General features: G+C 70.6%; 11 protein-coding genes. All 11 read right to left on the reverse strand.

The window, feature by feature from the left end; translation table 11 throughout:
• Nucleotides 1–282 precede the first annotated feature (282 nt).
• A complete protein-coding gene (locus MXD61_RS01305; protein WP_248810966.1) occupies nt 283–1,251 on the reverse strand; it encodes a hypothetical protein in 969 nt (322 codons plus the stop codon).
• A gap of 28 nt (nt 1,252–1,279) precedes the next feature.
• Nucleotides 1,280–1,639: an antibiotic biosynthesis monooxygenase family protein gene (locus tag MXD61_RS01310; RefSeq protein ID WP_248810968.1), complete on the reverse strand. Its 360-nt coding sequence runs from the start codon at nt 1,637–1,639 to the stop codon at nt 1,280–1,282.
• Between the two features lie 201 nt (nt 1,640–1,840).
• On the reverse strand, nt 1,841–4,483 hold the full coding sequence (gene dnaB, locus MXD61_RS01315; protein WP_308222659.1) for a replicative DNA helicase: 2,643 nt from the start codon (nt 4,481–4,483) through the stop codon (nt 1,841–1,843).
• Nucleotides 4,484–4,962: 479 nt separating this feature from the next.
• Complete coding sequence (rplI, locus tag MXD61_RS01320) at nt 4,963–5,412, reverse strand: 50S ribosomal protein L9 (protein WP_175087939.1); 450 nt, start codon at nt 5,410–5,412, stop codon at nt 4,963–4,965.
• A gap of 11 nt (nt 5,413–5,423) precedes the next feature.
• Nucleotides 5,424–5,660, reverse strand: a complete 237-nt coding sequence (gene rpsR, locus MXD61_RS01325; RefSeq protein ID WP_009741495.1) for a 30S ribosomal protein S18 — start codon at nt 5,658–5,660, stop codon at nt 5,424–5,426.
• A gap of 50 nt (nt 5,661–5,710) precedes the next feature.
• Nucleotides 5,711–6,295, reverse strand: a complete 585-nt coding sequence (locus MXD61_RS01330) for a single-stranded DNA-binding protein (RefSeq protein WP_248810970.1) — start codon at nt 6,293–6,295, stop codon at nt 5,711–5,713.
• A 63-nt stretch (nt 6,296–6,358) separates the two neighbouring features.
• Nucleotides 6,359–6,685, reverse strand: coding sequence for a 30S ribosomal protein S6 (rpsF, locus tag MXD61_RS01335; RefSeq protein WP_263864012.1), 327 nt, complete (start codon nt 6,683–6,685; stop codon nt 6,359–6,361).
• 286 nt (nt 6,686–6,971) lie between these two features.
• Nucleotides 6,972–7,277, reverse strand: a complete 306-nt coding sequence (locus tag MXD61_RS01340) for a hypothetical protein (protein WP_248810972.1) — start codon at nt 7,275–7,277, stop codon at nt 6,972–6,974.
• 129 nt (nt 7,278–7,406) lie between these two features.
• Nucleotides 7,407–8,537, reverse strand: a complete 1,131-nt coding sequence (locus MXD61_RS01345; protein ID WP_248811067.1) for a glycosyltransferase family 39 protein — start codon at nt 8,535–8,537, stop codon at nt 7,407–7,409.
• Between the two features lie 106 nt (nt 8,538–8,643).
• Complete coding sequence (locus tag MXD61_RS01350; RefSeq protein ID WP_248810974.1) at nt 8,644–10,743, reverse strand: glycosyltransferase family 87 protein; 2,100 nt, start codon at nt 10,741–10,743, stop codon at nt 8,644–8,646.
• Between the two features lie 19 nt (nt 10,744–10,762).
• Nucleotides 10,763–13,579: a transglycosylase domain-containing protein gene (locus MXD61_RS01355; RefSeq protein WP_308222660.1), complete on the reverse strand. Its 2,817-nt coding sequence runs from the start codon at nt 13,577–13,579 to the stop codon at nt 10,763–10,765.
• Between the last annotated feature and the right edge of the window lie 243 nt (nt 13,580–13,822).

A 13,822-nucleotide genomic window follows, 5' to 3' on the forward strand; every position in this document is an offset into this window, starting at 1 on the left:
ATCACATCGGCAACGGGCATCACCCCGACCAGCACCGACCAGGGCCGACAGCCACGTGCCACCGGCCACGTCGCGCAATGGTCCGGATCGGCCGCTGACGCGGTCATGGGTGATGACCCGACGGTACGCCACATGGCGGACGTGACGACGCGACCCGCCATCACGTTGCCGCACGCCCCTGACAGATCTTCCGGGACCAGCGATCCCGTTGGCCTGTTCCCGCGACGACCCGCGTGGACGGATCCTGCTTCGGACCGGTTGCGGAGTAAGGCGGTGGCGGCGTCAGTCGTCCGGGTCCATCGGATCCGGCGGCGGCGTGCCACCAGCCCCGTCAGGAGGGGGAGCCGCGAAGGGATAGCCGGCGATCCGCCGTCCGGACCCGCGACCGTCGGCGGCCGGCCCGGGTCCGGCGCCAGGATCGCTCTGGCCGGCGGACGTTCCCTCATCCTTGCCGGGTTCGCGGCGCTCCCCGCTCGGGCCTCGAGACGAGGAACCGCCGGGTCGCCGCGGGTCGGGAGCGGCAGGCAGCGCATCAAAGTCGGGCAGAAAGTCCGGGATCTCCGGAATCTCGTCGAGTGGCGGCAACTCCGGGGCCGGGTCGACGCCCGCCGGCCGGGATTCCCCGGACCCTGTGGACGCGTTCTCGTGCGTCTCCGAGCCGCCGCGATCAGCGGCCTCTGCTCCATGCCCGGACGGCCGTCCCGCCCCGTCCGCCTGGCCGGGCGAGCTGGTCTGCCCCGGAAAACCACCGGTCCCGGGCTGGCCTCCGTAACCCGGCTGGCCCGTGAATCCTGGTTGACCCGGATAACCAGACTGACCCGGATAACCAGACTGACCCGGGAAGCCAGGCTGACCCGGATAGCCAGGCTGACCTGTCGGGAAGCCGGCCTGCCCAGGGAAGCCGGGCTGACCTGGATAGCCGACGGGCCCCGCCTGGCCGGGCTGCTGTTGTCCGGCGGCCTTGCGCCGATCGGAGGGCGGCCGACGCCGACGCCACTGGTCTCGGATCACCCAGACAAGCCCGAGCGAGGCGACCGTGCCGGCGAAGGGACCCACCGAGTGGACGGCGAAGATCTGGTAGATGCTCAGCAGGAAGGTGGCGACATAGCCGGTGACGAAGAAGGCGAACGGCCGGATGCGGAACTCGCGGACACGGTCGCGCATCAGGATCGCCGGGAACAGCCAGATACCGAAACCGATGATCGCCGCCATCATCGGCGCGACGACCAGAAAGCCAAAGAAGTTCGCCATGGTCAGGGGCCGGCCCGGTCAGCCGAGTTCAGGACGGATCCGGTCGGACGTCGGCGAAGTGCGCGACATCCGGCGGCGCGGCGAAGTACGGCCCGAGGGCCGCCCGCCACCGGACGAACGACTCGGACTCCCGAAAGTTCACCAGGTGCGCGTCGAGGGTGTCCCATTCGACGAGCAACACGAAGGTCGACGGCGACTCGACACCACGGGTCATCCGGGCGCCGCGGCAGCCGGAGGTGCCCAGCAGTTCGGACCGCACCTGCCCGAAGGCGACCTCGAAGGCCCGCTCGGTGCCGGGTCGGATCTCGAACCGGGCGACCTCGAGCACGGCCGACGTGGCCGGTGGCGGGGAGTCCTGCACGGCCGCGCCGCTCGCGTCGTCACTCACCTGGCATCTCCTCGCGTCCCACGGTCGGGCCGGTGGCCTGGCCGGCCACCCAGGTCATGGTGCGTCCAGTGTGTCACCGTAGCGGCGTCCAGTGGGCACCACGGCGGACATCCGGGCACAACCGGCAGCGACCCGACCGGTGAGCCGGGCAGGCAGGCGCGACCGGAACCCGGCCGGGCCGGCCGGACCGGCGGGGCCGCGTCAGTTGGCCATGTCGACGAAGCGGGAGTAGTGCCCCTGGAAGGCGACGGTGACGGTGCCGGTCGGGCCGTTACGGTGCTTGGCGATGATCAGATCAGCCTCGCCGGCGCGGGCGGATTCCTTCTCCACCGCGTCCTCCCGGTAGAGCAGGATGACCGCGTCGGCGTCCTGCTCGAGGCTGCCGGACTCACGCAGGTCGGAGACCTGGGGGCGTTTGTCGGCGCGCTGCTCGGAGGCACGGTTGAGCTGCGAGATGGCGACGACCGGCACCTCGAGCTCCTTGGCCAGCAGCTTCAGCGACCGGGAGATCTCACTGACCTCCTGCTGGCGGCTTTCGACCTTCTTCGGCGACGACATGAGCTGCAGGTAGTCGAGGATGACCAGACGCAGATCGTTGCGCTGCTTGAGCCGGCGGGCCTTGGCGCGGATCTCCATCATCGTCAGGTGCGGGCTGTCGTCGATGAACAGCGGCGCCTCGGCCACCTCACCCATCCGACGGGCCAGGCGACCCCAGTCCTCCTCGGTGAGCCGACCAGTGCGGATGTTCTGCAGCGACACCCGCGCCTCGGCGGAGAGCAGCCGCATGGTGATCTCCATGCGGCTCATCTCCAACGAGAAGATGACCGAGGTCATCCCGTTCTTGATCGACGCCGCGCGGGCGAAATCGAGACCCAGAGTCGAGTTGTGCGTCGGAATACAGGCCTCACCCGCCAGGTAGAGATGCTCCGCGTTATCGACCTCGACACAGCGGACCGGCACTGACGGGATCGGCCGGACGGCTGTGATGTAGCGCAGCCCGACCCCCGGAAAACCGGTCGGCTGCAGCCGCGGTGCCGTGCGGGCCAGCCGAAAGACCTGGTCCTGAGGCGCAAAACTGATCGAATAACAGGTGGAACTCGCCTCCGAGCTACCCCGCACCCGCCTGGTCGAGATGGTGGCCCGGTATCCCAGCGAAAGGATGAGCTCACGGACATCTCGGGCAAGTCGCGCGCTGGTCGACGTGTACTGGGCAGTCGATCCGTTGGCTGACATGGTGCCGTCGGTGTCCAGCAGGCCGGCCAGAAGATCGCGCCGCTGCTGCTCTGAGGCCCGCAGGTAGGAAGCCGGAATGTGCTTGTTTCCCAGCACGCCCAACGAACGCAGCCGGGCCTGCACTGTTCCGCCCCGCGCATGGCAGGAGCGGCAACGCGGACCATTGCTTGTGGTGCGCCCACCGCAGTCCACGCACGCACGAGGTGCCAGCGGCTCCGCGAGGAAGCGCGGTTTGCCACCGCAGGACTGGCCACAGGTGCGTACCTGCGGCATCGCGTTGCTGAAGGCACGGCCACACACCATGCACGTCCGCTCCTGCGGCGACGCTCGACGACGTTGCAGCCCGTATCGATACCTGGCCGTGGTGCTGGCTGGCACGTCATAACCACGTCGTTGGATCTCCGCGGGAATCTCGGGATCCGCGGAGGTCAGCGTGGCCGCGGCGGACGTGTCATCACCGAGCCACGCCCCGAGCAGGTAGGGGTCCAGGGGAAGCTCGACAGCCGGCAGCTGAAAAGGACGGGCGTTGCGCACCGCGTGGTTGGCTCGACCATCCGCCGGCTGGCAACGGAGGGTGCGTGCGATCTCTTCCGTCGTGACCGGCCGGGTGAGCGTTCGGACCTGGCCGCCAGATCGATCCGCGATGACGCGACGGCGATCCGCCCTCGTCTCGGTGATCCACTGGTGCTGGGCGTCAGCCACGATCACGGACCCGTCGGAGAACTCGACCTCGTAGCAGGGCCGGCCGTGCATCACCTCGGTGGCGGCCACAACCCGCGTTGGCCGGCCATCGGCGCCGATCAGCTGGTCACCGACGGCCACGCGGCCCATCGTCGTCCAACCACTCGGCGTGGGTAGCGGTGTGTCGAGCGCCAACGCCTTGCCCACGGCCGGGCGGGCCGCGACGATCCACAGCTGGCCGCCGTGCAGGCCGTTGGTGAGCTCGTCGAGGTCGGTGAAACCGGTCGGCACACCGGTGAGCGAGCCCTCGTGCCCCGCGATCGACTCGATCTCCTCCAGGGCGGGGTTGAGCAGGTCACCCAGCGGGAGATAGTCGTCGTTCGTGCGCCGCTCGGTGACCTCGTAGACGGCGGCCTGGGCCCGGTCGACGACATCGCTGACGTCGGGTGCGGCGCCGAAGGCGAGCTGCACGATGCGGGTGCCGGCCTCGGCGAGGCGGCGCAGGATCGCCTGTTCGCCGACGATGCGGGCGTAGTAACCGGCGTTCGCCGCGGTGGGCACGCTGGAGATCAGCGTGTGCAGATAACCCGGGCCGCCGACGCGCTCCAGCATGTCGCGGCGGCCGAGTTCGGCCGCCGCGCTGATCACGTCGGCTGGCTCGCCGCGGCCGTAGAGATCACCGATGACCTCGTAGATAAGGCCGTGCGCCGGGCGGTAGAAATCCGTCATCCGCAGGACCTCGACGACGTCGGCGATCGCGTCCTTCGACAGCAGCATGCCGCCGAGCACGCTCTGCTCGGCGGGGAGGTCGTGCGGCGGGGTCCGGTCGAACTCCGCGGGACCGCCCGCGCCGCGCGAGATCTCGGTGACGCTCACGAGGCCCCCTCCCGAATCGACCGGGCCAGTCGGCTCCGATCTGACCGCACCCATGTATCGAACATATGTTCGTATACTCTGGGGAGGTGGTCAACCTGGCACGCCGAGCGGTGTGTCAGGGCCTGACCCTACGGATCGCAGCCACCACCGCCAAAGAGTTATCCACAGGGCCTTGTGGATAAGATGTGGACAACGGGCCGGATCCTGGGGAGAAGCTCGGGACAGTTGGTGCGTAGCTGTGGACAACGACTCCCGCAAGGTGGCGGAAGTCCAGCTACACCGCGCACCTTCCGCGCCGGACATGTGGATAACAATCCATGGAAAAATTTTCGGGCGAGCGCGGCCCAAACACCGCTGACCTCCCCCGAACTCCCCGATCTCTCCCCGCAACGTGGAACTCCCCCGGGGCCGCACCGGCGCGGTGCGGCGACCCCGGGGGAGTTCGCTGGTGCCTGTGCGTCGGGCCCCCGCATGCGGGGGCCCGACGGCGAAACCGTCGCCGGGCCCTGTGGACAACAGAGCCAGGCAGCCGGCTAGGAGGCCTTGCGGACCTGGACCTTCAGCGACGCGGTCACCTCGGGGTGCAGGTGCACCGAGACGGTGTGCGCGCCGAGGGTCTTGATCGGCGTGGTCAGGTCGACCCGACGACGGTCCAGCTCGGGGCCGCCGGCCGCGGTGACAGCCGCGACGACGTCGGCCGCCGTGACCGAACCGAACAACCGGCCTTCCTTGCCCGCCCGGGTGGTCAGCTCGACCTTGAGCCCGCCGAGCTGGCCGGCGATCTCGTTGGCGTGGTCCAGGTCGCGGACCGCCCGAGCCGACCGGGCCCGCTTGATCTGCTCGACCTGGCGCTCCGCGCCCCGGGTCGCGAGGATCGCGTACTTGCGCGGCACCAGGAAGTTGCGTCCGTAGCCGTTCGCTACCTCGACGATGTCACCCGGGCTGCCGAGCCCGGGGACCTCCTGAGTCAGGATGAGCTTCATCGAGGAACCCCCTACCGCGCCGAGGCGGTGTAGGGCAGCAGCGCCATCTCGCGGCTGTTCTTCACCGCGGTGGCGACGTCACGCTGGTGCTGGCTGCAGTTGCCGCTCACCCGACGCGCGCGGATCTTGCCTCGGTCGGAGATGTACTTACGCAGCAGCGACGTGTCCTTGAAGTCGATGTACTCGACCTTGTCCTTGCAGAACACGCAAACCTTCTTCTTGGGCTTGCGCACGGCCGCCTTGGCCATGGATGTGCTCCTACCTCGTTGTGCCGTCCTCGATGACGACGACCGCCCGCTCAAAACGGAGGCTCGTCTGAGTAGCCACCGGCCGGCTGCTGCGACCAGGGGTCATCGTTCGGTGCTCCACCGCTGCCGTAGCCGCTGTTGGAACCACCGCTGGACGGCACGGAAGCCGCGGCTGGCGCGTTGAAGCCGCCACCCGGGCCACCGGATCCGCTACCGGATCCGCCGCTGTAGCCACCATCGCCGTACCCGCCGCCACCGCCGCCGCCACCACGGGCGGCGCGGACGACCTTGGCGGTCGCGTAGCGCAGGCTCGGGCCGACCTCGTCGACGTCGAGTTCGATCACTGTGCGCTTCTCGCCCTCACGGGTCTCGAACGAACGCTGCTTGAGCCGACCGGACACGATGACCCGGGCGCCCTTCTGCAGCGACTCGGCGACGTTCTCCGCCGCCTGCCGCCAGACGGAGCAGCGCAGGAACAGCGCCTCCCCGTCCTTCCACTCGTTGGACTGACGGTCCAGCGTGCGCGGCGTGGAAGCGACGGTGAAGCTCGCCACCGCTGCGCCGTTCGGCGTGAACCGCAGTTCGGGGTCGCTGGTCAGATTTCCGACTACCGTGATGACAGTCTCACCGGCCATGCCCACCCTCCCTGATGTCGATGGCCAGGGCGGACGGACGCGATGCCGTCGCCGTGGACCGGATCATGCCGCCACTCGGCGGCTCTGGCGGGGCCGCTTCGGCTCGGGGAGCCGGATGACCTTCGTGCGCAGGACCGACTCGTTCAGCACGAGCTGCCGGTCGAGCTCGGCGACCACGGCCGGCTCGGCGTGCAGGTCGATGACCGCGTAGATGCCCTCGTGGCTCTTCGCGATCTCGTAGGCGAGCCGGCGGCGACCCCAGATGTCGACCTTCTCCACCACGCCGCCGCCCTGTCGGACGACACCGAGGTACTGGTCGAGGGACGGCGCGACGGTGCGTTCCTCGAGGTCTGCATCGAGGATGACCATCAGCTCGTAATGGCGTGCCAAGGGTGAACCCACCTCCTGTGGACTCAGCGGCCACGGATCATCCGTGGCAGGAGGGACCGCGCTCCGGATCCGCATCGGCATGGACGAGCCGGACGCCCACGATCCACAGCGCGATCGCACGACCGGCACATCCGGACGACCAGCGGTACACGAGACCACCCGCATCAACCCGTCAACGGGCGCGATCGAGCGGAACTTGATCGCGCACATCGGGGTTGACCAGCGAACGGGCACATGCGCCAGGGCACGGCATGTCCTGGCGAGTCTACTCGATCGTGCCGACCGGTCAGTCCCGCGGCGTGTCCTCCCGTGTCGGCTCGCGCCGCGTCCCGCCGAGGGCGAGGACCACGCGCAGCCAGGCGGTGGCCGCCCCGGCCAGCAGGACGACATCGATCGTCACGAGCAGTCCGCGCACATGGCGCGACGGCGACGGGTCGGCGACCGCGAGCCCCAGCATCACGAACGCGGCCAGCAGCGCGATCGCCCCGGCCAGGCAGGCCTGGCGACGCGCCGCGGACCAACCGACCATGTCCGGCTCCCCCGTCCGGACCGGCGTCGTCGCCTGGCCGACCGGATCTCCCGCGGCGTTCACCGCTGTTGTCTCCCCTGCCCCACCGACACCTGCCCCACCGACACCTGCCCCACGGACACCTGCCCCACCGACGAACTGTCCCACGTCGGCGCCGGCCGGCCGCGCCGCGCCGCGCGCCGCGCGCGCCGATCAGTCAACCCACTGGCCCTGGGTGAACGCGATCACCAGAACGGCCATCACCGGCGCGCAGATGCCCAGGTACACCGACGCCACCCAGCGTCGGCGGGCGGCGGCCCGGGCAAGCAGCAGATACAGCGGGAAGGCGACGAGGATGCCGCGAATCCCGGAGGCGTAGTAGTTCGTGCACGCCATGATGGCGGTCATCACGCCGACGAAGGTCGCCTCGCCCCATCGACGTCCGACCAGCAGGATGATCGTCACTGCCACGCCGACGACGACGGCCAGCAGCTCACCGCGCCAGAACCAGACGAACGCCGACGAGCCGTCGCCGTTCGTCGCGGACGACCAGGTGGCCGCCCATCCGGACCAGGGCCAGTCGGTCCAGCGGTGCCAGCCGGCCCGCATCGCGTCGGTGTAGGACGACCATCCACCGGTACGAGCCCGCAGGTAGATCAGGTAGCCGAGCACCGGAACCGGCGGCAGGGCGAGCGCCAGGGCCGGCCGGGCGAACACCGGCCGCCCCTGCTCCCTGCGGCTGACGACGTACTGCACCACCAGCGCCACCCCGAACGCGATCCCACTGATCCGGGCGGATGCCGCGCCGGCACCGAGCAGGCCGGCGAGCCACCAGTGTCCCCGCCGGGCGGCCAGCCACGAGGCGGTCGCGCAGGCCAGGAACAGACCCTCCGAGTAGGCGGCGAACAGGAACACCGCGTACGGAAAGCAGATCAGGCTCAGCACGGCGAACCGCGCGTCCGGCTCGCCGACCTCGTCCGCGGCCAGGCGCCACAGGGCCGCGGCGGTGACCACCCCGGCCAGCAGCGATACCGCGAGTCCGGCGACGATCCAGTCGCGCAGGACCAGATGGGCCAGCCGGATGGCGATCGGCAGACCGGGAAAGTCGACCTCGGTGCGGTCGGTGTACGCCGGGGACAGATAGCCGTAGCGGGCGACCTTGGTGAACAGGCCGACGTCCCAGCGGTCCCACAGGGTACGAAGTCCCGGGGCGTCGCGCGCCGGACCCGAGCTCAGCGCCCGCGCCGCGGCCAGCGACAGCAACGCGACGGCGAACCGGCTGCCCAACCACAACGGCAGGGTCGCCGTGACCGCCCGCGGCACCCGCCCCCAGCCCGACCGCACCGGCGACCAGCGCCTGCCGTCCGGCGCCGCGCGGTGCGCCGACGAACCGCGCGGCGGTGGACCGTCCGGCGGTGGACCGTCCACCGCGGGGCCCTCCACCGCGGAACTAGCCACCAGCGGGTCCCTGGTCGCCACCGCCCAGGGTGCTGCCGTTCGCGGTGGTGTCGGGGGAGTCCGCGTCGGGTCGGTGCCGCGGCCGGAACAGAGCGCCGGGCTCGAGTGGGCGCAACGCCGGTCGGTCGGCGTCCCGGTCCGCCTCGTCCGGACCGTTCGTCGCTCTCACGGCGGTGACGGCGACCTCCGGGATCGCCGTGGCGGCGTCCGTGGTGTCGGTGATGTCGGTGATGGACGTGGCGGACGTGGCGGACGTGGCGGACGTGGCGGCGGGGTGGGTCGGGCGACCACGCCATCCGCCGCGGACGTCGGGGGCGTGGTCGAGCACGCCGCCGGCCGGGTCGTCGAGCAGGTCGGGGTCGAGGCCGGCATCGGGACTGTCCGCGGCGCAACGTTGCGCGACCGTGCCCGCGATGCCGGCGCGGACCACATCCATCCGTGGATGCAGGATCTCGCGCACGACGAACCCGGCCATCACGATCAGAACGAGATCACGCAGTGCCACGGCACCCACGAACCAGCCGCGGTCCACGCCGTGGCGTCCCTGCGTGTCGTTGTAGATGAAGTGCATGAACCGGGTGAACATCACCCAGAACTCGCAGATCTGCCAGATCAGGAACAGGCGCCACCGCGGCCGGGCCAGCGCCACCAGCGGCAGCAGCCACAGGGTGTACTGCGGCGAGAACACCTTGTTGCTGAGCAGGAACGCGACGACGAGCAGGAACAGCACCTGGGGCAGCCGCGGACGGCGCGGCGCGAGCCAGGTGAGCAGCCCGATCGCGAGCACCGCCACGACCAGCGTCGCGGCGGTGACGATGTTGAGCGTGTGGACGGCCAGGCCGTGGTCCCGAATGCCCTGGAGGACGTACGGCACGGCGACGGCGATCGTCCCGAACGCGGCCACCGCCGAGGCGATGACCAGCCGTAGCGTGTCCGGCCGGTGGACGACCAGCGCGCTGGTCACCGCGATCAGCACCACCGCGGTGACCAGGCAGATGACCAGGTGCATCGGCCCGAACCAGGCCGGGTCGTGGCGGTCGGCGAGCCAGGTGGCGCCGAAGGCCACCGAATCCCAGTCGGCGCCTCGTTCGGAGTTGAGGTCGAAGAAGCGGGCCAGGGCGTTGCGGGCCCCGTCCGGGCCGCCCCCCAGCAACCGCAGCCAGCTTCCGCCGTGCCAGAACGTGGCGAGGATGCCACTGCTGGTCCGGTCGGCCTCCTTGTCGAAGTAGCCGGCGACCAGCCACAGCGGCACCATCACCGCCACCACGGTGACCAGGGCCGACACGAACGCCTTCAGCCACTCGCGGACCTTGCCCGCGCGTAGGCACAGAAACAGCAGGCCGAGCAGGAACAGCGCCGGGTAGAGCTTGGTCAGGATGCCGAGCCCGAGCAGCACACCGGCCAGCCGGGGGGCCCGTCTGGACCAGGCGAGCAGACCACCCGCCGCGAACGCGACGGCCAGAATGTCCCAGTTCGTCAGCAGGTGCAGGGCCAGCGCGGGTGCGATGGCGAACAGCGCCGCGTCCCAGACCCGCCGCGAACCGGCGGTCAGCGCCGTGCAGAACACCGCCACGCACGCCGCGACCAGGAACAGCAGCGCGGTGAGGTCGTAGAAGACGGCGGATCGCCGGTCCATCGTGTAGTGGTCGACGACCTGCTGGCCGTTGTCCATCCGATAGACCGGTTTCGGCCCGGAGGCGAGCCCCGCGGGCCATGCGATCAGTGCCATCGCCGCGCCGATCAGCGGCGGGTACTCCGTCGGATAGTCCAGATAGGGGAGCTTCCCGTCGACGAGGCCCTCCTGGCTGTACAGGGCGACCACGTCCGAGTAGCACAGCGCGCTGTACTGGTACTCGTGCGTCCAGTTGCGGGTGTCCCGGCAGCTGGCCTTCTGCGCGTAGCCCAGCAGGGACGCGAGGATGACCAGCGCCATCAGCACCCGCAGCGGCGTCAGCCAGGTACGCCGCCCGGGCAGGACCGCGTGTGCGCCGGGCGGCCCGCCGATCAGCTGGCTCGCGCCCCCGACGACCGGGTCCTCCCGAGCCGGGCTGACGCGGGCGGGTGACGCCTGTGTCGTGGCCATGCGCGCCATTCTCACCCCCGCGGCCCGGTCACCCGCCAGCGAAGGGGTCAACGATGATGCCGGTCTGGCGTGGACGGGTTCCGCCGCGGGTGCCCCCCTGCTGCTGACCACCGCCCGTGGTGCCGGTACCGCCGCCAGCGCCGTCCCCGCCACCGAACAGGTCACCCAGTATGCCGGTGGTGCCCTGGCTGGCATCCGGTGCCGCGGTGATGGTCGGCGACGGGCTCGGCGGCGCGTTGTCCTGCACCATGCCCCCGAACGCCGGGGGATCGAAGGTGGATTTCGGTACACCCCTGAGTGCCGCGTCCATGAACGCCTTCCAGACCCGCGCCGGCAGCGTTCCGCCGTACACCCCGTCGGGTGCGCCGGGAATGCCGCGCAGCTGGTCGGACACCAGCCCCTCGCCACGGAACATGTCCACGCAGGAGGCGATCTCCTTGGTGTAGCCGCAGAACCAGGCCGACCGGAAGTCCGTCGAGGTGCCGGTCTTGCCGGCGGCCTCACGACCGCCCTCGAGCGCGGCCCGGTGACCGGTGCCGGACGGGTCGGTGATGACGCTCTGCAGCGCGTAGGTGGCGTCCCGGGCGACCGCGGCGGGAATGACCTGCTTGGGATTCTGCACGGCCCCGCTGTAGATCACCTGGCCGTTGCCGTCGACGACCTTGTCCACGATGTGCGGGGTCGCCCGCACGCCGTTGCTGGCCAGCACCGAATAGACCGACGTCATGTCGATGGGGTAGACGCTGTCCTGCCCCAGGGTGATACCGGCCTCGGATTTCAGTGCCGTCCTGTCGCGGATACCGAGGGTGCGCGCGGTGGCGATGACGTTGTTGACGCCGATCGTCTGACCCAACGGGACGTACACCGTGTTGATCGAGGCCGCGGTCGCCTCGATCAGGTTCTTGTAACCCAGGTCGCCGCCCTCGCTCTCGTCGTTCTCCACCACATAGCCGGGGAGATACGCCTTCGCCGGGGCCGCGTAGGTCGACTTCAGGTTGATGTTCTTCTGCAGCGCCGCGATCAGCGTGATCGTCTTGAAGGTCGAGGCGGACTGCACCTGCGCCCCCGAGACGTTGTCCTCGTACGCCTCACGACCCTGGGCGTCCTTGCCGTAGAGCGAACCGCCGTACCAGGCGAGGATGCGCCCGGTGCCGGGTTCGACGGCGGACAGGCCGGTCCGCAGATCCGGTACCGCCGCGTACGCCGAGCTCAGCACCTGGTTGACGGCCTGGAAGGAGGCGATCTGACGGCTCTGGTCAATCGTGGTGGTGATCCGCAGACCATCCTGCTTGATCTGTTGCTCCGTGATCCCCGCGGCCGTCAGTTCCCGGACGACCTCGTCGCGGATGTAGGCGACCTGGGCAGAGGTGTCCGCGGTGTTCTGGATGGGCTTGGGGATGACGGGCGGCGGCTGGGCGCTGGTGATCGACGCCGGCGCCCAGCCCTCCGCGGCCATGGTCGCGACCACCTCGTGCCACCGGGTGGCGGCCGGGCCGGGATTCTTCACCGGATCCAGGTAGTTCGGCGACCGGATCAGGCCGGCCAGCACCGCCCCCTGCTCGGGTGTGAGCTGCGCGGCCGTGGTGTTGAAGTAGGCCTTGGCCGCGGCCTCGATCCCGTAGGCGTTCCGACCGAAGAAGATCGTGTTCAGGTAGAACTCGAGAATCTTGTCCTTGGAGTACTTGCGGTCCAGTTTCACCGCGAGCACGATCTCCCGCATCTTGCGGGTGAACGTGCGCTCCTGAGTGAGATACGCGTTCTTCGCGTACTGCTGGGTGATGGTCGATCCACCCTGCAGATCACCGCCGGTGAGGTTGACGTACAACGCCCGGGCGATGCCCTTCGGTGAGATACCCGGCTCGCTGTAGAAACGCTTGTCCTCGGCTGCCAGCGCCGCGTGCTGCATCGCCTTCGAGACCTGGGACAACGGCACGTCGGTACGGTTCACCGTACCGAGCCGCGCCATCTCGTCCCCGTTGCTCTGCTGGGCCGACGTCGGGCTGTAGTAGATGATCGAGGTCTGGGCGGTCTTGACCTCGTCCGGCAGCGGCACCCGGGTGGCCGCGTAGATCACCGCGATGCCGGCGACGAACAGCAGGACCGAGGAGAACACCCCGGCCAGCACCAACCGGCGCAGCCACCGCGGCCGACGCCGCCACCACATCGGGCCACGACTGCCCTGGCCCGGCCGGGACGAGCGGCCACCACCGCGGCGCCTGCTCGGCGCGGGGCCGTCGGGCCCGCCGGGGCCACCCGCCTGGGCACGGGCCATCCGCGGGGTCGACGGCGCCGCGGATCCGGGCCGTCCCTCTCGTGCGGCGCCGGGACGACGCGAGCCGCCCCGACCCGCCACCGGACGTCCCGCCGCCCCGGTCCCTCGCTCACTCACCGCACCGGCCGCACCGACCTCACCGACCTCACCGACCCGCATGGCCATTCGCTCGGTCAACTGCGTGGGACGGTCCCGCTGCCCCCGCCCCGCCACCCGGCGGGTGGCGGCGGCCGGTGCCGATCGCTGCTCGTCAACCGGTGGCCGCCCGGACCGCACGGCCGCGGTGCGCTCCGCCGCGGTGCCCTCGGGACCGGGCCGGTCCACCTTGCGGTAGACGGTCGCGTCGGCTGTCCGTTCGTGCACGTCGACACGACGCAGCGCCGCCTGGTCGACGGTGTCGTACATCGCGTCCGCGGCGACGCTGGGCGCGCTCAGCCCCGGCTTCGAGCCCGGACGGGCACCGCGGCCGCTGTCGCGCGGGATGAGGTCCGTACCGGTTCCCCGATCAAGACTGGCCTGCCGCCGGTCGACGATCCCGCGACGCCCGTCGCCAGGCGTGCCACGGCCAGTCACCCCAGGACGCGAAGCCTCCCGACCGCCCGCGACCGCACCCGGCTCGTCCCCGCCGGAGCCGTCCAGGCGCCACGCTTCGGGACGTGGCCCGCCTCGGAGGTCCGACGCGGGCGCGGCGACGGCCCGGGTCGCGCCCGGATCCGGGTGACCTGGGGCGGCCCCGTGCCCGGTGCCCGGCGCCCTCGCGTCACGGCCGGCGCCGCCACGTCCGACACCCTCGGGGCGGACCCCGGCGGCATCATC

Origin of the sequence: Frankia sp. AgPm24, from assembly GCF_023243055.1 — a bacterium.
GTDB classification, from domain to species: Bacteria; Actinomycetota; Actinomycetes; order Frankiales; family Frankiaceae; genus Frankia; species Frankia umida.